At 61.3% G+C, this 25090-nt stretch carries 17 protein-coding genes, 3 tRNA genes and 3 rRNA genes; 20 read left to right on the top strand and 3 right to left on the bottom strand.

The window, feature by feature from the left end; genetic code table 11:
- Positions 1–114: 114 nt before the first annotated feature.
- A complete protein-coding gene (locus tag KAQ61_RS10455) occupies positions 115–642 on the bottom strand; it encodes a tetratricopeptide repeat protein (RefSeq protein WP_154164969.1) in 528 nt (175 codons plus the stop codon).
- A gap of 190 nt (positions 643–832) precedes the next feature.
- Between KAQ61_RS10455 and cysS the strand changes: the two genes are divergently transcribed.
- The 12 genes from cysS (at position 833) to KAQ61_RS10395 (ending at position 13078) form a co-directional block, all read left to right on the top strand.
- Positions 833–2212, top strand: a complete 1380-nt coding sequence (gene cysS, locus KAQ61_RS10450) for a cysteine--tRNA ligase (protein ID WP_210929124.1) — start codon at positions 833–835, stop codon at positions 2210–2212.
- 19 nt (positions 2213–2231) lie between these two features.
- Positions 2232–2888 (top strand): DNA-3-methyladenine glycosylase family protein, encoded by a 657-nt coding sequence (locus KAQ61_RS10445; protein WP_210929123.1) that lies wholly within the window; start codon positions 2232–2234, stop codon positions 2886–2888.
- Between the two features lie 46 nt (positions 2889–2934).
- On the top strand, positions 2935–3906 hold the full coding sequence (locus KAQ61_RS10440; RefSeq protein WP_043386455.1) for an acetyl-CoA carboxylase carboxyltransferase subunit alpha: 972 nt from the start codon (positions 2935–2937) through the stop codon (positions 3904–3906).
- Positions 3907–4109: 203 nt separating this feature from the next.
- Positions 4110–5057, top strand: coding sequence for a tRNA lysidine(34) synthetase TilS (gene tilS, locus KAQ61_RS10435; protein ID WP_210929122.1), 948 nt, complete (start codon positions 4110–4112; stop codon positions 5055–5057).
- A gap of 99 nt (positions 5058–5156) precedes the next feature.
- Entirely contained in the window at positions 5157–6422 is a 1266-nt protein-coding gene (locus KAQ61_RS10430) for an aspartate kinase (protein WP_210929121.1), read from the top strand.
- A 54-nt stretch (positions 6423–6476) separates the two neighbouring features.
- Positions 6477–6569 (top strand) — tRNA-Ser (locus KAQ61_RS10425).
- A 302-nt stretch (positions 6570–6871) separates the two neighbouring features.
- A 16S ribosomal RNA gene (locus KAQ61_RS10420) occupies positions 6872–8400 on the top strand.
- Between the two features lie 85 nt (positions 8401–8485).
- Positions 8486–8562, top strand: a tRNA-Ile gene (locus tag KAQ61_RS10415).
- A gap of 24 nt (positions 8563–8586) precedes the next feature.
- Positions 8587–8662, top strand: a tRNA-Ala gene (locus KAQ61_RS10410).
- A gap of 375 nt (positions 8663–9037) precedes the next feature.
- Positions 9038–11915 (top strand): 23S ribosomal RNA (locus KAQ61_RS10405).
- 122 nt (positions 11916–12037) lie between these two features.
- Positions 12038–12150: ribosomal RNA gene (rrf, locus tag KAQ61_RS10400) — 5S ribosomal RNA — on the top strand.
- Together the 16S, 23S and 5S rRNA genes with 3 tRNA genes alongside form the textbook arrangement of a ribosomal RNA operon.
- A 190-nt stretch (positions 12151–12340) precedes the next feature.
- On the top strand, positions 12341–13078 hold the full coding sequence (locus KAQ61_RS10395) for a 16S rRNA pseudouridine(516) synthase (protein WP_042419877.1): 738 nt from the start codon (positions 12341–12343) through the stop codon (positions 13076–13078).
- 172 nt (positions 13079–13250) lie between these two features.
- On the opposite strand, the gene KAQ61_RS10390 is transcribed toward KAQ61_RS10395, so the two are convergent.
- Positions 13251–14174 (bottom strand): Ppx/GppA family phosphatase, encoded by a 924-nt coding sequence (locus KAQ61_RS10390; RefSeq protein ID WP_210929120.1) that lies wholly within the window; start codon positions 14172–14174, stop codon positions 13251–13253.
- A 199-nt stretch (positions 14175–14373) separates the two neighbouring features.
- On the opposite strand from KAQ61_RS10390, the gene ppk1 reads away from it, so the two are divergent.
- A complete protein-coding gene (gene ppk1 / locus KAQ61_RS10385) occupies positions 14374–16491 on the top strand; it encodes a polyphosphate kinase 1 (protein ID WP_420839310.1) in 2118 nt (705 codons plus the stop codon).
- 172 nt (positions 16492–16663) lie between these two features.
- Here ppk1 and KAQ61_RS10380 read toward each other — a convergent pair whose 3' ends face one another.
- Positions 16664–18136: a Ppx/GppA phosphatase family protein gene (locus KAQ61_RS10380; RefSeq protein ID WP_210929118.1), complete on the bottom strand. Its 1473-nt coding sequence runs from the start codon at positions 18134–18136 to the stop codon at positions 16664–16666.
- A 272-nt stretch (positions 18137–18408) separates the two neighbouring features.
- Here KAQ61_RS10380 and pstS point away from each other — a divergent pair, with 272 nt between their 5' ends.
- From pstS to phoR, 7 genes are all read left to right on the top strand, one after another.
- Entirely contained in the window at positions 18409–19449 is a 1041-nt protein-coding gene (gene pstS, locus KAQ61_RS10375) for a phosphate ABC transporter substrate-binding protein PstS (protein WP_043384963.1), read from the top strand.
- A gap of 94 nt (positions 19450–19543) precedes the next feature.
- Positions 19544–20560 (top strand): phosphate ABC transporter permease PstC, encoded by a 1017-nt coding sequence (gene pstC / locus KAQ61_RS10370; protein ID WP_225890751.1) that lies wholly within the window; start codon positions 19544–19546, stop codon positions 20558–20560.
- Positions 20557–21441, top strand: coding sequence for a phosphate ABC transporter permease PstA (pstA, locus tag KAQ61_RS10365; protein ID WP_042419867.1), 885 nt, complete (start codon positions 20557–20559; stop codon positions 21439–21441). The genes pstC and pstA overlap by 4 nt, the downstream gene beginning before the upstream one ends.
- Before the next feature lie 18 nt (positions 21442–21459).
- Entirely contained in the window at positions 21460–22260 is an 801-nt protein-coding gene (pstB, locus tag KAQ61_RS10360) for a phosphate ABC transporter ATP-binding protein PstB (protein WP_045267077.1), read from the top strand.
- A 19-nt stretch (positions 22261–22279) separates the two neighbouring features.
- Positions 22280–22981, top strand: a complete 702-nt coding sequence (gene phoU / locus KAQ61_RS10355; protein ID WP_042419860.1) for a phosphate signaling complex protein PhoU — start codon at positions 22280–22282, stop codon at positions 22979–22981.
- A gap of 20 nt (positions 22982–23001) precedes the next feature.
- The gene (gene phoB / locus KAQ61_RS10350) at positions 23002–23700 is read left to right on the top strand and encodes a phosphate regulon transcriptional regulator PhoB (RefSeq protein WP_043384957.1); all 699 of its coding nucleotides are present in this window, start codon (positions 23002–23004) and stop codon (positions 23698–23700) included.
- Positions 23701–23712: 12 nt separating this feature from the next.
- Positions 23713–25080 (top strand): phosphate regulon sensor histidine kinase PhoR, encoded by a 1368-nt coding sequence (gene phoR, locus KAQ61_RS10345; RefSeq protein WP_420839410.1) that lies wholly within the window; start codon positions 23713–23715, stop codon positions 25078–25080.
- Positions 25081–25090: the final 10 nt, after the last annotated feature.

Here is a 25090-nt window from a genome sequence, read left to right as displayed (position 1 = left end):
GCAGGGCTCCTGAGCATTCGGAAAACGGGAAACAGATCGCGCAAGGGATCACGAAGGCCAGCCGGGTCGGCTGGTCACAGCCCTGTGGGAGTGCGCCACAGGGCAGAGGTTCCGTCAGCGCGCGCGCGGCTGCAGCATCTCGGTCAGGGTAGACAGCTTGAGCTGGAGCGCGCGGTTGTTGCCGTGCAGCTGCAGCGAGCGCTGGTAGGCGTCGTGCGCCAGACGGGCATAGATGTCGCCCAGGTTTTCGTGGGCCACCGCGTAGTTGGGGTTGTTGCGTACCGCCATTTCCAGCGCACTGCGGGCCTTGTCCAGCTGGCTCTGGCTGGCGTAGATCACGGCCAGGTTGTTGTAGGGCTCGGGCAGTTCGGGGTATTCCTCGATCAGGGCCTCGAACGTGGCGGTGGCGGCGGTCAGGTCGCCGGCCTGGGATTGCGCCACGCCCTTGAGGAAGCGCATCTGCGGATCACGCGGGTTGCTGCCCAGGTACTGGTCGGCCTTGGCAATCGCTTCCGCCGTCTTGCCCGATTTGGCCAGGCTCGAGACATCGCCGTACACATCGGCGTGTGCCGCGCCCGTCAACAGCAGGCCGGAAAGGGCCAGCAGGCGCAACAGGGGACGGGTGCGGAGGACAAGAGACATGTAGGTGCTTTCCAAGGGGGACGGGAGATGGCCTGCGTGGCGGGCTTATACTGCGGAAGATTGTAGCTGAGGGGGTCGAGGCCATTTGCTGTCCGCAACCCTGTCGCAGGCTTTGGCCCGGCTGCACGGAGACGGCGCCGCGCACCGGCGTCTGTGCCGCTCCCACCCCATATTCCGTTTCTGACACTCCATGAGTTTGCGTATCTACAACACGCTGTCGCGTGCATTGGAGGCGTTTTCGCCGCTTGAACCTGGACACGTGCGCATGTACGTGTGCGGCATGACCGTGTACGACCTCTGCCATCTGGGCCACGCCCGTTCCATGGTGGCGTTCGATGTGGTGCAGCGCTGGCTGCGTGCCAGCGGCCATCGCGTGACCTATGTGCGCAACATCACGGACATTGACGACAAGATCATCAAGCGCGCCGTGGAAAACGGCGAGACCATCCGCAGCCTGACCGATCGCATGATCGACGCGCTGCACCAGGATGCCGATGCCCTGGGCATCGAGCGCCCCACGCACGAGCCGCGCGCCACCGAGTACGTGCCGCAGATGCTGTCCATGATCGGCACGCTGCAGCAAAAGGGCCTGGCTTACCAGGCCGGCAACGGCGATGTGAACTTTGCTGTGCGCAAGTTCCCTGGTTACGGCAAGCTGTCCGGCAAGTCCCTGGATGAGCTGAACGCCGGCGAGCGCGTGGCCGTGGCCGATGGCAAGCACGATCCGCTGGACTTCGTGCTGTGGAAATCCTCCAAGCCCGAAGAGCCTGCCGACGTGAAGTGGGCCAGCTCGTTTGGCGAAGGCCGCCCAGGCTGGCACATCGAGTGCTCGGCCATGGGTTGCGAGATGCTGGGCGAGAGCTTCGACATCCACGGGGGTGGTGCCGACCTGCAGTTTCCCCACCACGAGAACGAGATTGCACAAAGCGAAGGCGCAACCGGCAAGCCGTTTGCGCAGGTGTGGATGCACAACGGCTTCATCAACGTGGACAACGAGAAGATGTCCAAGTCGCTGGGCAATTTCTTCACCATCCGCGATGTACTTCAAGCGTACGACGCCGAGACCGTGCGTTTCTTCGTGGTGCGCAGCCACTACCGCAGCCCGCTGAACTATTCCGACGTGCACCTGGACGATGCGCGCAACGCCTTGAAGCGCCTGTACACCGCGCTGAGCCTGGTGGAGCCGGCCGACGTGCAGATCGACTGGGCTTCGCCCTACGCCGCGCGCTTTCAGGCCGCCATGAACGAGGACTTCGGCACGCCCGAGGCGGTGGCCGTGCTGTTTGACCTGGCCGGCGAAGTGAACCGCAGCAAGTCGCCCGAGGCGGCGGGGCTGCTCAAGGCCCTGGGGGCCTGCCTGGGCTTGCTGCAGGACGAACCGCAAAAGTTTTTGCAGGCGGGCGCTGCCGGCGTGGATGCCGCCGCCATCGAGGCGCAGATTGCCGCGCGTGCCACGGCCAAGGCTGAAAAGAATTGGGCAGAGGCCGACCGAATCCGCAAGGCCTTGCTGGAGCAGGGCATCGTGCTCAAGGACTCGCCCGCTGGCACCACCTGGGAGGCCGCCCAGTAAGCGCTGGGTGCGAGCATTCATGTCGCCCTCTCCCAAAGAATTGCCGGCCCTGCCGGCGCATGCGCCTGCCTACTGGGCCGAGGCCTGCAAGCACCTGGTCAAGAAGGACCGGGTCATGCGGCGCCTGATTCCCCAGTTCAGCGCCGAAGCCTTGCAGACGCGCGGCGACCCGTTCATCACGCTGGCGCGCTCGATCGTGGGCCAGCAGGTGTCGGTCAAGTCGGCCGCCTCGATCTGGAAGCGTTTCAGTGCCTTGCCGGCAGAGATGACGCCGTCCCAGGTGCTGCTGCTCAAGGTAGACGACATGCGCGCCGCCGGGCTGTCGGCACGCAAGGTGGACTATCTGGTCGACCTGGCGCTGCACTTCACGCAAGGCCGCCTGCATGTGCAGGAATGGGCACAGATGGACGACGAATCCATCATTGCCGAACTGACCACCATCCGTGGGATCGGCCGCTGGACGGCCGAAATGTTCCTGATTTTTTACCTGCTGCGCCCCAACGTTCTTCCGTTGGATGACGTGGGCTTGCTCAAAGGGATCAGCCAGAGTTATTTCTCGGGCGATCCGGTGAGCCGCAGCGATGCCCGTGAGGTGGCCGAGGCCTGGAAACCTTGGTGCACCGTGGCAACTTGGTATATTTGGCGCTCGCTCGACCCGCAGCCTGTGGCCTATTGATTGACTCTCAGGCCCCATTGCGCAGGCCGGGACAAGGAGAATTAACTTGGCGAAAAAGACCTTTCTGGATTTCGAACAGCCGATCGCTGAACTCGAATCCAAAATCGAAGAACTGCGTTACGTGCAGACCGAAAATGCAGTCGACATCTCGGAAGAGATCGACCAGCTGAGCAAGAAGAGCCAGCAGCTCACCAAAGACATCTACAGCGACCTGACGCCTTGGCAAGTCACCAAGATTGCGCGCCACCCCGAGCGTCCCTACACGCTCGACTATGTGCGCGAGTGCTTCACCGATTTCGTGGAAATGCACGGTGACCGCCACTTTGCCGACGACAAGTCGATCGTCGGTGGCCTGGCCCGCTTCAATGGCCAGCCCTGCATGGTGATTGGCCACCAAAAGGGCCGCGACACCAAGGAGCGTGCGCTGCGCAACTTCGGCATGACCCGCCCCGAAGGCTATCGCAAGGCCCTGCGTCTGATGAAGACGGCCGAGAAGTTCAAGCTGCCGGTGTTCACCTTCGTGGACACGCCCGGTGCCTTCCCCGGCATTGACGCCGAAGAGCGCAGCCAGTCCGAAGCGATCGGTCGCAACATCTACGAAATGGCCCAGCTGCAGACCCCCATCATCACCACCATCATTGGTGAAGGTGGTTCGGGCGGTGCCCTGGCGATTGCCGTGGCCGACCAGGTACTGATGCTGCAGTACTCCGTGTACTCCGTGATCAGCCCCGAGGGTTGCGCGTCCATCCTGTGGAAGACCGGCGAGAAGGCGCCCGAGGCCGCCGAGGCCATGGGCATCACGGCCCACCGCCTGAAGGCCCTGGGCCTGGTCGACAAGATCGTCAACGAGCCCGTGGGCGGCGCCCACCGCGACCACAAGCACATGGGCAGCCTGCTCAAGCGCGCCCTGGGCGATGCCTGGCGCCAGCTGTCGGACCTCAAGCCCAAGGAATTGCAGGACCGCCGCTACGAGCGTCTGCAAAGCTACGGCCGCTTCTCCGACACCAAGGCCAGCTGATGCCGGGGTCGTGGAGATCCTCCACGGCGGCATGTGCTTCCTTGAATGGCCCTATGGGGCCATTTTTGTTGGGCATTTGATCGTGTCAAAAAACGTAGCGGGTGGCGTGCGATAGATAAGGACTTCCAATACTTTGGATGTTGAAGTGACCGAATGGCATGCGCTGACAGCTATCAAATGGTGATCAATATGAAAGGTGTGTGGTGACGGTTGCGGTCGACCAGGCCTTGCAGGCATGGATGCCGGCGCTGCCCCTGGCCGTGGCGTACAGCGGCGGGGCGGATTCCACCGCCTTGCTGCACGCCTGCGCCCGGCGCTGGCCAGGGCAGGTGTATGCCATCCATGTCCACCACGGGTTGCAGGCGGCGGCCGATGGCTTTGCCGCCCACTGCCGCCAGGCTTGTGACCAGTGGCAGGTGCCGCTGGTGGTGGCTGCCGTGGATGCGCGCCACCAACCCGGCCAAAGCCCGGAAGATGCCGCGCGCCGCCACCGCTATGCCGCACTGGCGGCGCAGGCGCATACGGCCTTCGACCGGCCCATGGCCAGCGTGGCCCTGGCCCAGCATGCCGACGACCAGGTGGAAACCTTGCTGCTGGCCCTGTCGCGTGGGGCTGGTGTGGCGGGCCTGGCGGCCATGCCGGCGCAGTGGCAGCGCGATGGCCTGCACTGGCACCGGCCGTTGCTGGGGGTGAGTGCGGCCGACATTCGCCAAAGCCTGCTCGATCAGGGCGTCGCCTGGATCGACGATCCCACCAATACCGACCTGCGCTACACACGCAACCGCATTCGCCAGCAGTTGCTGCCGGTGTTGGAGCAGGTGTTTCCGCAGTTTCGGGACACGTTTGCCCGCAGCAGCGCCCACGCGGCACAGGCCAAGCAGCTGCAGCAGGAGCTGGCGCAGCTGGACCTGCAGGCCATTGGCGTGCCGCCGCGCATTCAGGCGTTGCAGCAGCTCAGCCCTGCCCGCCAGGCCAATGTGCTGCGGCATTGGCTGTTGCAGCACCACCAGGCGACCCCGACGGCGGCGCAGCTGCAGGAACTGCTGCGACAGATCGGTGCATGCCAAACGCGGGGGCACCGCATCCATATCAAGGTGGGCTACGGGTTTGCCGTAAGGAATGGCGCGAACCTCGGTTGGTACAATCCCTGAGTTTTGGTCCCAATCTTTGAGTACGAAAACCGGCGGCGCGCCAAAACACGCTTTCATCCAACAGCGCCGTGGCAAGCAGTTTCGTCACCCCAATATCCAATGGCACTGATCGTTCATAAATACGGCGGCACCTCGATGGGCTCTCCCGAGCGCATCCGCAACGTCGCCAAGCGCGTGGCCAAGTGGGCTCGGGCGGGTCACCAGATGGTGGTTGTGCCCAGCGCCATGAGTGGCGAAACCAACCGCTTGCTGGGTCTGGCCAGCGAGCTGGCGCCTTCCTCTGCCAAGACCTCCTACTACCGCGAGCTGGACATGCTGGCCGCCACGGGCGAGCAAGCTTCGTCGGCACTGCTGGCGATTGCCCTGCAGGCCGAAGGCATGGATGCCATCAGCTATGCCGGCTGGCAAGTGCCTGTGCGCACCGACAGCGCCTTCACCAAGGCCCGCATCGAGTCGATCGACGATGTCCGCGTGCGCAAGGATCTGGATGCCGGTCGCGTGGTCATCATCACCGGCTTCCAGGGGATCGATCCCGAAGGCCATGTCACCACTTTGGGCCGTGGCGGCTCGGACACCTCGGCTGTGGCCGTGGCGGCGGCAATGAAGGCCGACGAGTGCCTGATCTATACCGATGTGGATGGCGTCTATACCACCGACCCCCGTGTGGTGTCTGCTGCCAAGCGCCTGGGTACCGTGAGCTTTGAGGAAATGCTGGAAATGGCCAGCCTCGGCTCCAAGGTGCTGCAAATCCGTTCCGTGGAATTCGCGGGCAAGTACAAAGTGCCCATGCGCGTGCTCTCCAGCTTCACGCCCTGGGACATCGACCTGGTTGAAGAAGCCAAGTCCGGCACCCTGATTACTTTTGAGGAAGACGAAAAAATGGAAAAGGCCGTCGTTTCCGGCATCGCATTCAACCGCGGCGAAGCCAAGATCTCCGTGCTCGGCGTGCCCGACACCCCCGGCATCGCTGCTGGCATCCTGGGTCCTGTGGCCGATGCCAACATCGAAGTCGATGTGATCATTCAGAACATCTCCAAGGATGGCAAGACCGACTTCTCCTTCACCGTGAACCAGGGCGACTACCAGCGCGCCCTGGAATTGCTGCGTGACAAGGTGGCGCCTGCGCTGGGTGCTTCCGAAGTGGTGGGCAATACCAACATCGCCAAGGTCAGCATCGTCGGCATCGGCATGCGCAGCCATGTGGGTGTGGCCTCCACCATGTTCCGTGCGCTGAGCCAAGAGGGCGTGAACATCCAGATGATCTCGACCTCCGAAATCAAGACCTCGGTGGTGATCGACGAGAAGTACCTGGAACTGGCTGTGCGCGCCTTGCACACAGCGTTTGGCTTGGACAAGAGCGAATAATTTTCGCAACTTTCCAAAAACGCTCAAAAAAGCTGTTTACAATAACGTCATTCCGGAAACGTGACCGAGTGGCCGAAGGTGCTCCCCTGCTAAGGGAGTATGGGGTGTAGAGCCTCATCGAGGGTTCGAATCCCTCCGTTTCCGCCAGATGCAAGAAAGAAGCTCGCAAGAGCTTCTTTCTTTCTGGTGAGGAGTTTTAAAGAATTTCCTAAAAATTTTAGGGTTAAAAATTCTGGTATAGTTCAGGGTTTCGCTGATCACGGCGAAGCAAGAAATCTGAAGTAATTCAGGTTTGCATCTTTAAAAAGATACAGCCGATAAGCGTGGGCGTTTGAAGGCGAATTGCCAAGTTCTTTGGAACTAAAAACAAACGCTCATGGAAATAGAGAAGTGAAGTTCACTTCAATTCCGTTTTTATGAGTGAGTCGCAAGACTTTAAATTCAAGATCGAACTGTAGAGTTTGATCCTGGCTCAGATTGAACGCTGGCGGCATGCCTTACACATGCAAGTCGAACGGTAACAGGTCTTCGGATGCTGACGAGTGGCGAACGGGTGAGTAATACATCGGAACGTGCCTAGTAGTGGGGGATAACTACTCGAAAGAGTGGCTAATACCGCATGAGATCTACGGATGAAAGCAGGGGATCGCAAGACCTTGTGCTACTAGAGCGGCCGATGGCAGATTAGGTAGTTGGTGGGATAAAAGCTTACCAAGCCGACGATCTGTAGCTGGTCTGAGAGGACGATCAGCCACACTGGGACTGAGACACGGCCCAGACTCCTACGGGAGGCAGCAGTGGGGAATTTTGGACAATGGGCGCAAGCCTGATCCAGCAATGCCGCGTGCAGGATGAAGGCCTTCGGGTTGTAAACTGCTTTTGTACGGAACGAAAAGCCCTGGGTTAATACCCTGGGGTCATGACGGTACCGTAAGAATAAGCACCGGCTAACTACGTGCCAGCAGCCGCGGTAATACGTAGGGTGCAAGCGTTAATCGGAATTACTGGGCGTAAAGCGTGCGCAGGCGGTTTTGTAAGACAGAGGTGAAATCCCCGGGCTCAACCTGGGAACTGCCTTTGTGACTGCAAGGCTAGAGTACGGCAGAGGGGGATGGAATTCCGCGTGTAGCAGTGAAATGCGTAGATATGCGGAGGAACACCGATGGCGAAGGCAATCCCCTGGGCCTGTACTGACGCTCATGCACGAAAGCGTGGGGAGCAAACAGGATTAGATACCCTGGTAGTCCACGCCCTAAACGATGTCAACTGGTTGTTGGGTCTTAACTGACTCAGTAACGAAGCTAACGCGTGAAGTTGACCGCCTGGGGAGTACGGCCGCAAGGTTGAAACTCAAAGGAATTGACGGGGACCCGCACAAGCGGTGGATGATGTGGTTTAATTCGATGCAACGCGAAAAACCTTACCCACCTTTGACATGTACGGAATCCTTTAGAGATAGAGGAGTGCTCGAAAGAGAGCCGTAACACAGGTGCTGCATGGCTGTCGTCAGCTCGTGTCGTGAGATGTTGGGTTAAGTCCCGCAACGAGCGCAACCCTTGCCATTAGTTGCTACGAAAGGGCACTCTAATGGGACTGCCGGTGACAAACCGGAGGAAGGTGGGGATGACGTCAAGTCCTCATGGCCCTTATAGGTGGGGCTACACACGTCATACAATGGCTGGTACAAAGGGTTGCCAACCCGCGAGGGGGAGCTAATCCCATAAAGCCAGTCGTAGTCCGGATCGTAGTCTGCAACTCGACTGCGTGAAGTCGGAATCGCTAGTAATCGTGGATCAGAATGTCACGGTGAATACGTTCCCGGGTCTTGTACACACCGCCCGTCACACCATGGGAGCGGGTCTCGCCAGAAGTAGGTAGCCTAACCGCAAGGAGGGCGCTTACCACGGCGGGGTTCGTGACTGGGGTGAAGTCGTAACAAGGTAGCCGTATCGGAAGGTGCGGCTGGATCACCTCCTTTCTGGAAAATGAAGCAGTTCAAGTTTGAACGCCCACACTTATCGGTTGTTGGATGGCAACTGTTGGAGCGCAAGTTCTGATGGATTGGGTCTGTAGCTCAGCTGGTTAGAGCACTGTGTTGATAACGCAGGGGTCGTTGGTTCGAGCCCAACTAGACCCACCAAACTTCCAATGCGAAAAACCCGATGGGGGATTAGCTCAGCTGGGAGAGCACCTGCTTTGCAAGCAGGGGGTCGTCGGTTCGATCCCGTCATCCTCCACCAAGGATTGGTTAGAAAATGATAGCGCCGAATGGTGCTATAATCGTTGGCTCACCTCAATACAAAAGCAGTCTTGCAAAGACTGCTTTTGTATTGATCGATCCGATCAATAGGCTGTTCTTTAAAAATTCATAGAGTCGAAATCAGCGTTGCTGGCGGAAAGCATGAAACATTGCACCGTGCCGCCAGCAACTATTTGATTGCGTCACACGAATTCAACTAATGAATTCGATGTAATGACGAATCATTCTCTAGGCTGTGTCCGAAAGGATGCAACCGAAGAATCATTCACATTACGGCATAACGCGTGAGGTGCAAGACCTCACCAGTCTTTGAACTCGAAATGGCGAGCTCTGGCAACAGAGATCAAAGTTATAGGGTCAAGTGACTAAGAGCATATGGTGGATGCCTTGGCGATTACAGGCGAAGAAAGACGTGATAGCCTGCGATAAGCTTCGGGGAGCTGGCAAATAAGCTTTGATCCGGAGATTTCTGAATGGGGAAACCCACCCGCAAGGGTATCGTTAGCTGAATACATAGGCTAACGAGGCGAACCTGGAGAACTGAAACATCTAAGTACCCAGAGGAAAAGACATCAACCGAGATTCCGATAGTAGTGGCGAGCGAATTCGGAGGAGCCTTCTAGTGATAGCACGACGGTTAACAAAACGGAATGGAAAGTCCGGCCATAGTAGGTGATAGCCCTGTATGTGAAAACTGACGTGTGGTACTGAGCTAGAGAAAAGTAGGGCGGGACACGTGTAATCCTGTCTGAATATGGGGGGACCATCCTCCAAGGCTAAATACTCGTAATCGACCGATAGTGAACCAGTACCGTGAGGGAAAGGCGAAAAGAACCCCGGGAGGGGAGTGAAATAGATCCTGAAACCGTATGCTTACAAAAAGTCGGAGCCTCGAAAGGGGTGACGGCGTACCTTTTGTATAATGGGTCAGCGACTTACATTCAGTGGCAAGCTTAACCGAATAGGGAAGGCGTAGAGAAATCGAGTCCGAATAGGGCGTTCAGTCGCTGGGTGTAGACCCGAAACCAAGTGATCTAACCATGGCCAGGATGAAGGTGCCGTAACAGGTACTGGAGGTCCGAACCGACTGATGTTGCAAAATCAGCGGATGAGCTGTGGTTAGGGGTGAAAGGCTAAACAAACTTGGAAATAGCTGGTTCTCTCCGAAAACTATTTAGGTAGTGCCTCAAGTATTACCTGCGGGGGTAGAGCACTGTTTTGGCTAGGGGGTCATGGCGACTTACCAAACCAAGGCAAACTCCGAATACCGCAGAGTACAGCTTGGGAGACAGAGCACCGGGTGCTAACGTCCGGACTCAAGAGGGAAACAACCCAGACCGCCAGCTAAGGTCCCTAAAATTGGCTAAGTGGGAAACGAAGTGGGAAGGCTAAAACAGTCAGGATGTTGGCTTAGAAGCAGCCATCATTTAAAGAAAGCGTAATAGCTCACTGATCGAGTCGTCCTGCGCGGAAGATGTAACGGGGCTAAGCCAGTTACCGAAGCTGCGGATGTGCAATTTATTGCACGTGGTAGGAGAGCGTTCTGTAAGCCTGTGAAGGTGTCTGGTAACGGATGCTGGAGGTATCAGAAGTGCGAATGCTGACATGAGTAGCGTTAAAGGGGGTGAAAAGCCCCCTCGCCGTAAGCGCAAGGTTTCCTACGCAACGTTCATCGGCGTAGGGTGAGTCGGCCCCTAAGGCGAGGCAGAGATGCGTAGCTGATGGGAAACAGGTCAATATTCCTGTACCGATCAATAGTGCGATGTGGGGACGGAGAAGGTTAGCTCAGCCAACTGTTGGAATAGTTGGTTCAAGCCTGTAGTCGTGCCTGGTAGGCAAATCCGCCGGGCTGAGATGAGGGGTGATAACGAGTGTGCTTGCACACGAAGTGAGTGATACCCTGCTTCCAGGAAAAGCCACTAAGCTTCAGCTATTGACGACCGTACCGCAAACCGACACTGGTGCGCGAGATGAGTATTCTAAGGCGCTTGAGAGAACTCAGGAGAAGGAACTCGGCAAATTGATACCGTAACTTCGGGAGAAGGTATGCCCCTAGTAAGTGAAGTTGAACAAACGGAGCTCAACGGGGTTGCAAAAAATCGGTGGCTGCGACTGTTTAATAAAAACACAGCACTCTGCAAACACGAAAGTGGACGTATAGGGTGTGACGCCTGCCCGGTGCTGGAAGATTAAATGATGGGGTGCAAGCTCTTGATTGAAGTCCCAGTAAACGGCGGCCGTAACTATAACGGTCCTAAGGTAGCGAAATTCCTTGTCGGGTAAGTTCCGACCTGCACGAATGGCGTAACGATGGCCACACTGTCTCCTCCTGAGACTCAGCGAAGTTGAAATGTTTGTGATGATGCAATCTCCCCGCGGAAAGACGGAAAGACCCCATGAACCTTTACTGTAGCTTTGTATTGGACTTTGAACGGATCTGTGTAGGATAGGTGGGAGGCTTTGAAGCCAGGACGCTAGTTCTGGTGGAGCCGACGTTGAAATACCACCCTGGTGCGTTTGAGGTTCTAACCTAGGTCCATTATCTGGATCGGGGACAGTGCATGGTAGGCAGTTTGACTGGGGCGGTCTCCTCCCAAAGCGTAACGGAGGAGTTCGAAGGTACGCTAGGTACGGTCGGACATCGTGCTAATAGTGCAATGGCATAAGCGTGCTTAACTGCGAGACTGACAAGTCGAGCAGATGCGAAAGCAGGACATAGTGATCCGGTGGTTCTGTATGGAAGGGCCATCGCTCAACGGATAAAAGGTACTCTGGGGATAACAGGCTGATACCGCCCAAGAGTTCATATCGACGGCGGTGTTTGGCACCTCGATGTCGGCTCATCTCATCCTGGGGCTGTAGTCGGTCCCAAGGGTATGGCTGTTCGCCATTTAAAGAGGTACGTGAGCTGGGTTTAAAACGTCGTGAGACAGTTTTGTCCCTATCTTCCGTGGGCGCTGCAGATTTGAGGAAGCCTGCTCCTAGTACGAGAGGACCGGAGTGGACACACCTCTGGTGTACCTGTTGTCACGCCAGTGGCATCGCAGGGTAGCTACGTGTGGAAGAGATAACCGCTGAAAGCATCTAAGCGGGAAACTCGTTTCAAGATAAGATCTGCCGGGGCCTTGAGCCCCCTGAAGGGTCGTTGTAGACCACGACGTTGATAGGCTGGGTGTGGAAGCGCAGTAATGCGTTAAGCTAACCAGTACTAATTGCCCGTGAGGCTTGACCCTATAACTTTGATACTGCTGTGCAGTGTTCAAAAGACTTTATGCCAATGTGCGCAATCGAATAAAAGCTGATTAGGCTCTATGAATTTGCAAGGCAGCGATGAGCTGCTTTGCTACAAGTTATGCCTGGTGACCATAGCAAGTTGGCCCCACTCCTTCCCATCCCGAACAGGACAGTGAAACGACTTTGCGCCGATGATAGTGCGGATTCCCGTGTGAAAGTAGGTCATCGCCAGGCTCTTACAGCGACAAACCCCCTGACCTCCAACGAGGCAGGGGGTTTTGTTTTTGGGTATTTATCATTCAAGTGATAGCTGCCCGCGCCGTGTGAACGGTGCTTTGAGGATTGAAATATTGGGATAGTGGCTTTGCTTGTACGCAAGCAGCTCTGGTTTTTGATGCCGCCATCCGCGGCCAAGGTGATGTAAATGCAGTTGCAGGACATTCTTTATTCGCAAGGTTTCGGTATTCGCCGTGTGTGCTCGGGCCTGATCCAGCAGGGCTGGGTGGAGGTCTACACCCCTGGGGTGGAGCAACCCGTGCAAATCAAGGACTCGACGGCGGACTACGAGCCTGAAGGGCTGCGCTTCCGAGTCCAGGGTGTCGACTGGGAATACCACGAGAAAGGCTATGTCCTGCTGTACAAGCCCGAGGGCACGGAGTGTTCGCAAAAACCGTCGGCCCACCCCAGTATCTACACCTTGCTGCCCGCACCGTTGCGCCAGCGCCCGAACAAGGGCGCCGTGCAGGGGCTGCAGGCCGTGGGGCGCCTGGACCAGGATACGACGGGTTTGCTGCTGCTCAGCGATGACGGGCAGTTCATCCACCGCATGAGCTCGCCCAAGAAGCATGTGCCCAAGGTGTACCGCGTGACCACCAAGCACCCGATCACGCAGGCGATGGTGGACAAGTTGCTGGCGGGCGTGGTGCTCGATGACGACCCCAAGCCGGTGAAGGCCGCCGCGTGCGTGCAAGTGTCGGAACTGGTGCTGGATTTGACCCTGACTGAAGGCAAATACCACCAGGTCAAACGCATGCTGGCCGCCGTCGGCAACCGGGTGGAGGGCCTGCACCGCTGGAAGATTGGCGGACTGGAGCTGCCTGCTGGCATGCAGCCTGGCGAGTGGCGGTGGCTGCACGCCGCCGATCTGGCCTTGCTGCGTTAATCGCGACGACGGGATTGCCCAGCGCCATATCCGGGTGGTGCCGCCCAGATTCGATGCTTATTCCTGCAAGTGGGCAGCACGAACTGGCTGCGGCTGGAACGGTCAATCCACATGGCAGTCTGCCAACCCTGGCAACCTGAAAGTCGTTTCCCCAAGCCCCGGGCGAGATGGTTCAGGCGTGAAGTGGCAGGGATTGGTACAGCTCGAACATCAGGCCATGGCGCAGGGCACCCTGGGCCACCCGCATGTGCTGCAGCTGCAGTGCATCGAACACGGCGCACATGATGCTGACGCCCCCGCCGATCACGGGGCGCAGTTCCTCGCGCACACCGGGCAAGGGCAGGTGCTGGATGTGCCCAGCCTGTATCAATTGCGCGCGCAGTTGGTGCAGTGCGGTGCGGCTGATTTCGCCTGCGGGGTGGCCCATCTGGTGCAGGGCCTTGCCAATCGCCCCTGCGGTGCCGGAAGAACCGAACACCTGTTGCCAGGGCAGTGCCTGCAATGGCGCCACATGGGGCTGCAGGGCCGCCTGGGCCGCCGCCTGGGCGGCTTCAAAGCAGGAGGCGGCCAGGGTGCCCTGGTCAAAAAAGCGCTGGGCCCAGGCCACGCTGCCGATGGGGCAGGAAATGGCCGCCTGCAGCGTGTGGTGGCGGCCGATGCAGATCTCGGTGGAGCGCCCGCCAATGTCGATCACCAGGCGTGGCGCCGTACTGTCGGGCAGCAAGCTGCTGACGCCCTGGTAAATGAGTGTGGCCTCACGCTCGCCAGAGATTAGCTCCACCGCACAGCCTAGGATCGTGCGGGCCTGTGACAGGAAGATGTCGCGATTGTGGGCTTCGCGCAGAGTCTGGGTGGCCACGGCGCGGCGGTGTTCGGGCGCCACCTGGGTCATCAGGCCGGCATAGCGGCGCAGGCAATCCAGGCCGCGTTCCAGGGCCTGCGGTTGCAGGTTGCCGCTGGGGTCCAGGGCGCCCCCCAGGCGGATGGTTTCCTTGCGCTGGTGTTCGATCTGCAGCCTGCCGTTGACGATGCGGCCCATCAGCAGCAGGATGCTGTTCGAGCCGATGTCGATGGTGGCGAGCAGGGGAGCTTTCATGGGGCAGGGAGAAACGCGCAGCCCGCCAGATTACCATCAGCACAGTGCCTTCCGGAGAACCGCCTGTGTTTGGTGTGCATCAAACAGTCATGTGACTGTCACGGTTTCGTCACACATCTTGCGGATACTGAATTGGCGTAGCCAAAGAGTTTCCATGCCATCCAGAACAGAACCGACCATTGCCCCGCTTCCTGAATTCATGACACTGCCTGCCGAGGTTCCCAAGGCAGCCGAAGCCGGCGTGGTTGACGATGTGGCCCCCTCGGGCGAAGCCGCTGCGATGGCGGGTTTGCCACTGCTGCCGCGCGACCACTGCATTCTGGCGTTCAACGAACGGGTCATGGACTGGGCGCGGCGCGAGGATGTGCCGCTGCTGGAGCGCCTGCGCTATCTGTGCATCGTCTCGTCCAATCTGGATGAGTTTTTCGAGGTGCGGGCGGCCCCGCAGATCGTCGCCGTGAAAACCATGGCGCAAGGCGTGTACAACGCCGCCGACGGCCTGCAGCTGTTGCGCAAGGCCCAGGACCTGGTGGCCCGCCAGTACGCGCTGTACAACCAGTCCCTGCTGCCGGCCTTCCATGCGGCGGGCATCCGCATCGTGCACCACCACGAACGCACGGCCGCGCAGCGCAAGTGGGTGCACCGGCACTTCGTGCAGGCGGTCAAGCCCTTGCTGGTGCCCGTGGCGCTGGACCCGGCCCACCCGTTCCCGCAGGTGGCCAACAAATCCCTGAACATGGTGGTGCGCCTCAAGGGCGGGGATGCCTTTGGTCGCGCCAACGAGGTGGCCATCGTGAAGCTGCCGCGCGCCTTGCCGCGGTTGATGGCCTTGCCCGCCAGCATTTCGGGCAAGCAGCGCTTGTTTGTCAGCCTGTCCAGCATGGTACGTGCCCACTTGGCCGAGCTGTTCGATGGCCGCGAGGTGGTCGAGGCAGTGCAGTTCCGCGTGACGCGCAACACCGAGTTGCTGGTGGAAGAGGACGAGGTGGACGATTTGCGCACGGCGCTGCGCCAGGAGCTGGCCTACCGCCAGTTCGGCCAGGCGGTGCGGCTGGAAGTCAGCGATCGCTGTTCGGATTTTCTCGCCGGTACGTTGCTGCAGGAGTTTGACCTGCCGCCACAGGCGCTGTTCCGCGTGCCGGGGCCGGTGAACCTGGTGCGCCTGTCGGAGCTGATCGACCTGGTCAACGCGCCGGGCATGCTGTTCCAGCCCTGGCAGGCCAGCTGGCCGCGCCAGCTCAAGCCCACGGCCAAGGTGATGGCACAGATGCGCAAGCAGGATGTGCTGATCCACCAGCCGTTCGAGCAGTTCGATGCCGTGCTGGAGCTGTTGCGCGAAGCCGTGCACGACCCCGACGTGGTGGCGATCAAGCAGACGATTTACCGCACCGGGGCCAAATCCGAGCTGATGGACCTGCTGGACAAGGCGGTGCGCCTGGGCAAGGAAGTCATGGCGGTGGTGGAGCTCAAGGCGCGCTTTGACGAAGAGGCCAACATCAACTGGGCCGATGCGCTGGAAGCGGTGGGCGCCCAGGTGGTGTATGGCGTGGTGGGCCTCAAGACCCACGCCAAGATGCTGCTGATCACGCGCCGCGAGGGCCGGGGCCTGCGCCGCTACGGCCACCTGTCCACCGGCAACTACAACCCCAAGACGGCGCGCCTGTACACCGACCTGAGCTACCTGACCTGCGACCCGGTGCTGACGGCCGACATGGACGCGGTCTTCCGGCACCTGGCCAGCCCCAACACCCGCCCGCAGCTGAACAAGCTGGTGATGGCGCCCTTCATGCTGCAGCAGACCATGCGGGCGCACCTGGAGTCCTGCAAGAAAGCGGCCCTCAAGGGCGAGTACGCGCGGGTGGTGATCAAGAGCAATGCCATGACGGACGAGGTCCTGATCCAGGCGCTGGTGGAGGCCGGGCAGGCCGGCGTGCAGATTGATCTGATCGTGCGCGGCGCCTGCATGCTCCCGCCGCAGGTGCCGGGGGCGACGGACAACATCCGCGTGCGCTCCATCATCGGCCGCTTCCTGGAGCACTCGCGCGTGTTCTATTTCGCCTGGGGTACGCAGCACGAGCACCTGCTGCTGTCGAGCGCCGACTGGATGCGCCGCAACATGACGCGCCGGGTGGAACTGGCCTGGCCGGTGACCGAGCCCCGCCTGCGCCAGCGCGTGATCGACGAGTGCCTGGTGGCCTATCTGCACGACGACCGCGATGCGTGGATCCAGCAGCCCGATGGCAGCTACCTGCCGGCGGCGCACCCGCAGACCGGCCATGGTGCGCAGACCGCCTTGATGCAGCTGTACGGCGCCTGACGCCGGCATCACCACGGCGCGGGCTGCACGGTGGCCTGCAACAAAAAAGGATGCCTGGGCATCCTTTTTTTGTCTGGCTTGTAAAACCATAGCTGTGGGCGCCTGCTGTGCAATGCTTTCCTTTTGAAAAGCATCGAAAAACCTTGCTTGGCAAGCGCTGCCAGCTCCTGTTTCAGTCCAGTTGCAGCAGCAACTGCCAGTCGCTCTTGCTGATGGCTTCGGCTTCTTCATGCAGCAGCTGGGCGCTGAGCGGGAAGCGTTGGGCCCAACCCGCAGGCGTGTGCAGCCGCAATTGCTGGCCATCGCGCTGCAGTTCCACACCGTGCAGGTCGGGTGCGCGGCGCGAGTTGCACAGCACCGTGGCCAGGCGCAGGCACAGCAGTTGCAGCGCGTGGTCCGGGCGGTGCATGAAGGCTTCCATTTTCTTGATCTTGCCGCGGTGGCCCAGCACCAGCTGGCCCAGGTGCTCCAGCTCGGCGGGGGTGAAGCCCGGGGCGTTGCTGTGCTCCAGGATGTAGGCGCTGTGGCGGTGGTAGTTGCTGCGCGAGATGCGGCAGCCCACCTCGTGCAGCAGGCCGGCCCAGGCCAGGCTGGCCGGGGCATGGGCCTCGCCGGAGTGCAGCTGCAGCCACAGCTGTTGCGCCGTTTCGGCCACGTGGCGCGCATGCACGCTGTTGACGCCAAAGCGTTGCATCAGCCCCAGCACGCTGGCGGTGTGGATGTCGCCGATCTGCTCATCGTCCACCAGGCCATACAGCACCCCCAGGCGCAGCGCGCCCTGGGCCACCTGCATGCTTTCCAGGCCCAGCAGGTCGAACACGGCGCGCAGCACCGCCAGGCCGCCGGCCACCACGGGGCGGCGGTCTTCCTTCAGGCCTTCCAGCTTGACGCGGTCCAGGTGCTGGGCGCGCAGCAGTTGCTGCTGCAGCCAGTCCAGCCCGGCGCGGGTGATGACGCCCTGGCCCTGGCCATTGGCGGCCAGGGTTTCGCCCACGGCGTTGGCCGTGCCGGCGGAGGCGTAGGCCACGTCCCAGCTGCCGGGGCGGAAGGTGTCCAGGGCCTCGTCCAGCACGGCGCGGGCGGCGATTTCTGCGGTCTGGAAGGCTTCGGCCGTGATCGCGCCGGTGGGGAAGTAGCGCGACGTCCAGGCCACGCTGCCGATGCGGTAGGAGGCCACGGACTGGGCCACGCTGCCCTGGCCGAGCACGAATTCGGTGGAGCGCCCGCCGATGTCGATCACCAGGCGGCGTTCGTCCGTGGCCGGCAGCTGGCTGACCACGCCGCGGTAGATCAGCGCGGCTTCTTCCTCGCCGGTGATGATTTCGATCGGAAAGCCCAGCAGTTCGCTGCCCTTGTCGATGAACTCATCGCGGTTGCGGGCCTCGCGCAGGGTCTGTGTGGCCACGGCGCGCACGCGCTGCGGGTCGAACCCCCGCAGGCGTTCGCCAAAGCGCGCCAGGCAGGCCCAGCCGCGCTCCATGGACTCCTGCGTCAGGTTGCGATTGCTGTCCAGGCCATTGCCCTGGCGCACGGTTTCCTTCAGGTACTCCAGACGGTGGATCTGGAGGTGTTCGTAGCTGCCGATTTCCAGGCGGAAACTGTTGGAGCCAAGATCTACGGCGGCAAGTGCAATCGCGTTGTTCATGAGGGAGATGTCAGCTGGCGGCGCAAAGGGTGCAGCTTAGCAGCCATGGAGGGTGGGACGAAGGGGGTGGAGACATGTCCAAGCATGCAGCAGGGCTGGCATGCTAGGGCGCGGATGTGACGCGACTGTGACGGGTTTTTGAAACCCCGCGTTGTGGTTTTTTGGCCTGCGGACATAAATTTATGCATGTCACAGACATGTCACAAAGGATTCTTACATTCACGTCATCGAGCTTTCTTCAACCTTGTTCTGCAACCTAGAGAGGTGCTTACATGAAAATGTCCATGATGCGTGTTTTGGTGACCGGTGCCCTGGTATCGGGCGGTTTGCTCAACGTGGCTGCTGCACAAGAATCCACCGGTGCTGGCGCCAGCTTCCCCGCACCCCTGTACTCCAAGTGGGCGGCCGACTACAACAAGGCCACCGGTGTGAAGATCAACTACCAGTCCGTGGGCTCCAGCGCCGGCCTGAAGCAGATCGAAGCCAAGACCGTGGACTTCGGCGCTTCGGACGAACCCCTGAAGGATGCAGATCTGCAGGCCAAGGGCCTGGTGCAGTTCCCCACCGTGATCGGCGGCATCGTGCCCGTGGTCAACATCAAGGGCCTGAAGCCCGGCCAGCTGAAGCTGAACGGCCAGATCCTGGGTGACATCTACCTGGGCAAGATCAGCAGCTGGAACGACCCCGCCATCGTGGCCCTGAACCCCGGTGTGCCCCTGCCCGATGCCAAGATTTCCCCCGTGCGCCGCGCCGATGGCTCCGGCACCACCTTTGGCTTCACCAACTACCTGAGCAAGGTGAACGCCGAGTGGAAAGACAAAGTGGGCGAGGGCAAGGCTGTGAACTGGCCCACCGGTGCCGGTGGCAAGGGCAACGAAGGCGTGGCCGCGTTCGTGGGTCGCCTGGCCAACTCGATTGGCTACGTGGAATACGCGTACGTCAAGCAAAACAACCTGGTGTTCGCCCAGCTGCAAAACAGCGAAGGCAACTTTGTGGCCCCCAACGAAGCGTCCTTCAAGGCCGCTGCTGCGGGCGCGGACTGGAGCAAGAGCTTCTACCAGATCCTGACCAACCAGCCTGGCAAGGACGCATGGCCCATCACCAGCGCCACCTTCATCCTGATGCACAAGAGCCAGGACAAGCCCGCCCAGGCTGCCACCGCCTTGAAGTTCTTCGACTGGGCCTACAAGAGCGGCGACGCCACCGCCAGCGGTCTGGACTATGTGCCCATGCCCGACTCGGTGAAGACGCAAGTGTTCAAGGCCTGGGGTGAGATCAAGGATGCTTCTGGCAAGCCTGTGGCTTGGAAGTAAACGGCTGACTTGAACAGTCGCTTCCTGCCGGACGCAGTCCTTGCGTCTGGCAGGTCTTGTTTTTTGTAAAGAGGTGACCCCCGTGTCCTCCATCATGTCTTCCGCAGCTGCCGAGTCGGCGGACCGCCCCCGGTCGATCGCCCAGCCGTCGCCAGCTCCACGCAAGAACGCATGGCTGCCCTCCAGCTTTGCAGACCGTTTGTTCGCCTGGTTGGCCAAGGGTGCGGCCCTGCTCACGCTGGGCCTGTTGCTGGCCATCATGGGGTCGCTGCTGGTGGGCGCCTGGCCGGCCATCAGCGAATACGGCCTGGGCTTTTTCACCCGCACCGAATGGGACCCCGTGCAGGACCAGTACGGCGGTCTGGTCATGATTTATGGCACCTTGATGACCTCGCTGATTGCGCTGATCATCGCCGTGCCCGTGAGCTTCGGGATTGCCCTGTTCCTGACCGAACTGGCCCCCAACTGGCTCAAGCGCCCTCTGGGCACGGCCATCGAGCTGCTGGCCGCCGTGCCTTCCATCGTCTACGGCATGTGGGGTTTGATGGTGTTCGGCCCGGTGCTGGCCACCTATGTGCAACAGCCGCTGCAGGCACTGTTTGACGGCGTGCCCTACCTGGGTGCGCTGGTGTCCGGCCCGCCCGTGGGCATTGGCATCCTGTCGGCCGGCATCATCCTGGCCATCATGATCATCCCCTTCATCGCTTCGGTGATGCGCGATGTGTTCGAGGTGACTCCCGCGCTGCTCAAGGAGTCGGCCTACGGTCTGGGCTCCACCACCTGGGAGGTGGTCTGGAAGGTGGTGCTGCCCTATACCAAGGCCGGTGTGCTGGGCGGCGTCATGCTGGGTCTGGGCCGTGCGCTGGGTGAGACCATGGCCGTGACCTTCGTGATCGGCAACATGAACCAGCTCAATTCGGTGTCCATGTTCGAGGCGGCCAACAGCATCACCTCGGCCCTGGCCAACGAGTTCGCCGAAGCCGGTGAGGGCCTGCACCAGGCTTCGCTGATCTACCTGGGCCTGGCCCTGTTCTTCATCACCTTCATCGTGCTGGCGCTGTCGAAGATGCTGCTCAACCGCCTGCAAAAGAATGAAGGGGCACGCACATGAGTTCCTCCAGCCAAAAATTGATCGCCGCGGAGCAAAAGACCGCCGAGCGCCAGGCCCGCTATGCGGTGCGCAAGCGCGTGAACCAGATCGCCCTGGGGCTGTCCCTGGGCGCCATGGCCTTTGGCGTGTTCTGGCTGATCTGGATCCTGTGGGAAACCATCCGCCTGGGTCTGGGCGGGCTGAGCCTGACGCTGTTCTCCGAGATGACGCCGCCGCCCAACGAGGCCGGGGGCCTGGCCAACGCCATCTTCGGTTCCTTCGTCATGGTGGCGCTGGCCACGGGCGTGGGCACCCCCATCGGGGTGATGGCCGGGGTCTACCTGGCCGAATACGACAAGCGCAGCTGGCTGGCCAGCACCACGCGCTTTGTGAACGACATCCTGCTGTCGGCGCCCTCCATCGTGATCGGCCTGTTCGTGTATGCCGTGGTGGTGGCCAAGTTCCGCAGCTTCTCGGCCTATGCCGGCATCGTGGCGCTGGCGCTGATCGTGATTCCGGTGGTGATCCGTACCACCGAGAACATGCTCACCCTGGTGCCGTCGGCGCTGCGTGAAGCGGCCTATGCCCTGGGCACGCCCAAGTGGAAGGTGATCAGCGCCATCACGCTGCGCGCCGCGCGGGCCGGGGTCATCACCGGCGTGTTGCTGGCGGTGGCGCGCATTGCGGGCGAGACCGCGCCGCTGCTGTTCACGGCGCTGAACAACCAGTTCTGGAACGGCGATCTGTCCAAGCCCATGGCCAGCCTGCCAGTGACCATCTTCAAGTTTGCCATGAGCCCCTATGAAAACTGGCAGCAGTTGGCATGGGCCGGCGTTTTCCTGATCACCTTGGCCGTGCTGGGCCTGAATATCCTGGCCCGCGTGCTCACGCGCCAGAAATAAAACCGCAAGGATTTCACGATGTCTACAACCCCTCTGATGGCCCCGGCCATTGCGCCGATCGCGGGTCGCGCCAAGCTGTCGGTGCGTGACCTGAACTTCTACTACGGCAAGTTCCACGCCCTGAAGAACATCAACCTGGAAATTCCGGAAAAGAAGGTCACGGCCTTCATCGGCCCTTCGGGCTGCGGCAAGTCCACGCTGCTGCGCACCTTCAACCGCATGTATGAGCTGTACCCCGAGCAACGTGCAGAAGGCCAGATCCTGCTGGACGGCGAGAACCTGCTGACCAGCAAGCAGGACGTGGCACTGATCCGCGCCAAGGTCGGCATGGTGTTCCAGAAGCCCACGCCGTTCCCCATGTCCATCTATGACAACATCGCGTTTGGCGTGAAGCTGTTCGAAAGCCTGGATGCGGCCGACATGGACGAGCGCGTGGAGTGGGCCTTGCGCAAGGCGGCACTGTGGACCGAGGTCAAGGACAAGCTGCACCAAAGCGGCGCCAGCCTGTCCGGCGGCCAGCAGCAGCGCCTGTGCATTGCGCGCGGCATCGCCATCAAGCCCGAGGTGCTCTTGCTGGACGAGCCCTGCTCGGCGCTGGATCCGATTTCCACCGCCAAGGTGGAAGAGCTGATCGCCGAACTCAAGGACGACTACACCGTGGTCATCGTCACGCACAACATGCAACAGGCTGCGCGTTGCAGCGACTACACCGCCTACATGTACCTGGGCGATCTGGTGGAGTTCGGCGAGACCGAACAAATGTTCTTCAAGCCCCAGCGCCGCGAAACCGAAGACTACATCACCGGCCGATTCGGCTGACCCCAGAGGAGACAGAGACATGCCAGACAAGCACTTGTCGACCCAGTTCGACAGCGAACTCAATCGTATTTCCACTCGGGTGATGGAGCTGGGCGGGATCGTGGAGCGCCAGATCAGCCAGGCCATCTTTGCCCTGACCCAGTTCAACCTGGAGGCCGTGGAACAGGTCGCCGCGCTGGAAGAGCGCGTGAATGCCATGGAGGTGGAGATCGACTACGAGCTGTCCTCCATCATCGGCCGCCGCCAGCCCACGGCGCGCGACCTGCGCATGCTGATGGCCTTTTCCAAGGTCACTGCCAACCTGGAGCGCATGGGCGACGAGGCGCACAAGATGGCGCGCATGGTCAAGTCCATCATCGAGAGCGGCGCGGCCCGCACCCTGCCCACCAGCGAGCTGCGCGTGGCCGCCGAGATGGCCTCGGGCCTGCTGCGCAAGGCCCTGGATGCACTGGCGCGGCTGGACACCAAGGCGGCCCTGGCCATCCTGAAGGAAGATGACCTGATCGACAACGAGTTTGATGGCTTCGTGCGCAAACTGGTCACCTACATGATGGAAGACCCGCGCACCATCTCGCCCAGCCTGGACCTGCTGTTCCTGGCCAAGGCGATCGAACGCATTGGCGACCATTCCAAGAATGTGGCCGAACTCATCATCTATCTGGTGGAAGGCAAGGACATCCGCCACCAGTCCATGGCGGTGATCGAGTCCACCGTGCGTTAAACAAGCTCAGGTAAACAAGCATGAAGAAACTGCCGCAAGTACTGATCGTCGAAGACGAGCCAGCCATTGCCGAGCTGATTGCCGTGAATCTGCGCCACAACGGCTTTGCGCCGTTGTGGGCCGAAGACGGAGTGAGTGCCCAGCGTGAACTGGATGCGGCCCTGCCCGATGTCATCTTGCTGGACTGGATGCTGCCCGGCGGCTCCAGCGGCCTGAACCTGGCGCGCAAGTGGCGGGCCGACCCCCGCAGCAAGCATGTGCCCATCCTGATGCTGACGGCACGCGGGGACGAGCCCGACAAGATCGCCGGGCTGGATGCCGGTGCGGACGACTACATCACCAAGCCGTTTTCCACGCAGGAGCTGCTGGCGCGCATCCGCGCCGTGCTGCGCCGTCGCACGCCCGAGCAGGCGGGCGAACGCGTGCAGGTGGGCGAGCTGGTGCTGGACGGGGAAACCCACCGCGTGAGCTTCCGGGAGCAGCCGCTGAAGTTGGGCCCCACGGAGTTCAAGCTGCTCAACCACCTGATGCACAACCCCGAGCGCGTGCACAGCCGCGCCCAGTTGCTGGACAAGGTGTGGGGCGACCATGTGTTCATCGAGGAACGCACGGTGGATGTGCACATCAAGCGCCTGCGCGAGGCCCTGGGCGACGCGGGCGGGCTGGTGGAAACCGTGCGCGGTGCGGGCTATCGCTTGTCGTCGCGCCAGGCGAGCTGAGGATTTGTGATGTTGGCATGGCGTTGGATGGAAGTGCTGGTGCTGCAGGCCGTGCTGGCGGGCACGGCGGGCTGGCTGTGGGGCCCCTGGGCCGCCCTGGCGGGCGCTTTGCTGGCCACCTGGCTGTGGATGCTCTGGGACCACTGGCAGGTCGAACGACTGCGCCAGTGGCTGATGGCCGGAGAGCTGGCGGCGTTCCCGGCGCTCAAGGGCGTCTGGAGCATGGTGGCCACCTACGTCCGCCGCGCCGTGCGCACGCGCGAACAGGCCGCCGCCGCGGCCGAGCAGCGCGTGCAGGACATCCTGGCGGCGCTGCAGGCCAGCCCCAACGGGCTGGTGCTGATGGATGCCGAAGGCCACATCGAGTGGTGCAACCGCATGGCCGAGCGCCATTTCGGCTTTGATGCCCAGCGCGACATCCAGCAGTCGATTGGCAACCTGGTGCGCGACCCGGCCTTCAGCAGCTACTGGGCGCACCAGGACTTCACCTACCCGGTGCTGATGGCGGGGCGCGACAGCTCGCCCTCGCGGCCCGTCATGCTGTCGGTGCACATCTACCCCTACGGGGTGGGGCGGCACCTGCTGCTGGCGCGCGACATCACGGCGCTGGAGCAGGCCGAGGCCATGCGCCGCGACTTCGTGGCCAACGTCTCGCACGAAATCCGCACGCCCCTGACGGTGCTGGTGGGTTTTGTCGAAACCCTGCAGACGCTGGACCTGTCGCCCGAGGAGCACAAGCATTACCTGGCGCTGATGGCCCAGCAGGCGGGCCGCATGCAGAACCTGGTGCAGGACCTGCTGACGCTGTCGCGCCTGGAGGGCAGCCCCCCGCCAACCTACAACGACTGGCTCCCGGTCGGTCAGATGCTGCGCCAGTGCGCGGTGGAGGCCCACGCCCTGTCCAAGCTGCTGACCAAGGGCGCGAATGTGGGCCACGCCCTGAGCTTTCCCGAGCCCGAGGCCCCGGCCATGGACTGGGAAATTGCCGGGGTGCAGGCCGAACTGATCAGCGCCTTCTCCAACCTCATCAGCAATGCGCTGCGCTACACCCCGGCCGGGGGCAGCGTGGAGGTGCGCTGGGAAGGATTGCTGGACGGTGGCGCGCGCTTTTCGGTCAAAGACTCCGGTCCCGGGATTGACCCGGCCCACATCGGCCGCCTGACGGAGCGCTTTTACCGCGTGGACCGCAGCCGCTCACGCGACACCGGTGGCACCGGCCTGGGGCTGGCCATCGTCAAGCACGCCTTGCAGCGCCATGGCGCCAAGCTGGAAATCCACAGCCAGCTGGGTGCCGGCGCAACCTTCAGCGCCGTGTTCCCGGCCCACCGCCTGCGCCACAGCGGCCGCGTGCATGCGGAACCGGAGCGCCTGCCCAAGTGAGCACGCCGTC

Origin of the sequence: Comamonas aquatica, assembly GCF_018064205.1 — a bacterium.
Classification (GTDB): domain Bacteria; phylum Pseudomonadota; class Gammaproteobacteria; order Burkholderiales; family Burkholderiaceae_C; genus Comamonas; species Comamonas aquatica.
This window is presented reverse-complemented; position numbering and strand designations above follow the sequence as displayed.

Bases quoted from the DNA above. Each gene is read 5' to 3' on its own strand.
- KAQ61_RS10455 (WP_154164969.1), bottom strand. From the start codon at position 642: ATGTCTCTTGTCCTCCGCACCCGTCCCCTGTTGCGCCTGCTGGCCCTT.
- cysS (WP_210929124.1), top strand. From the start codon at position 833: ATGAGTTTGCGTATCTACAACACGCTGTCGCGTGCATTGGAGGCGTTT.
- KAQ61_RS10445 (WP_210929123.1), top strand. From the start codon at position 2,232: ATGTCGCCCTCTCCCAAAGAATTGCCGGCCCTGCCGGCGCATGCGCCT.
- KAQ61_RS10430 (WP_210929121.1), top strand. From the start codon at position 5,157: ATGGCACTGATCGTTCATAAATACGGCGGCACCTCGATGGGCTCTCCC.
- KAQ61_RS10395 (WP_042419877.1), top strand. From the start codon at position 12,341: ATGCAGTTGCAGGACATTCTTTATTCGCAAGGTTTCGGTATTCGCCGT.
- KAQ61_RS10390 (WP_210929120.1), bottom strand. From the start codon at position 14,174: ATGAAAGCTCCCCTGCTCGCCACCATCGACATCGGCTCGAACAGCATC.
- ppk1 (WP_420839310.1), top strand. From the start codon at position 14,374: ATGACACTGCCTGCCGAGGTTCCCAAGGCAGCCGAAGCCGGCGTGGTT.
- KAQ61_RS10380 (WP_210929118.1), bottom strand. From the start codon at position 18,136: ATGAACAACGCGATTGCACTTGCCGCCGTAGATCTTGGCTCCAACAGT.
- pstS (WP_043384963.1), top strand. From the start codon at position 18,409: ATGAAAATGTCCATGATGCGTGTTTTGGTGACCGGTGCCCTGGTATCG.
- pstC (WP_225890751.1), top strand. From the start codon at position 19,544: ATGTCTTCCGCAGCTGCCGAGTCGGCGGACCGCCCCCGGTCGATCGCC.
- pstA (WP_042419867.1), top strand. From the start codon at position 20,557: ATGAGTTCCTCCAGCCAAAAATTGATCGCCGCGGAGCAAAAGACCGCC.
- pstB (WP_045267077.1), top strand. From the start codon at position 21,460: ATGTCTACAACCCCTCTGATGGCCCCGGCCATTGCGCCGATCGCGGGT.
- phoU (WP_042419860.1), top strand. From the start codon at position 22,280: ATGCCAGACAAGCACTTGTCGACCCAGTTCGACAGCGAACTCAATCGT.
- phoB (WP_043384957.1), top strand. From the start codon at position 23,002: ATGAAGAAACTGCCGCAAGTACTGATCGTCGAAGACGAGCCAGCCATT.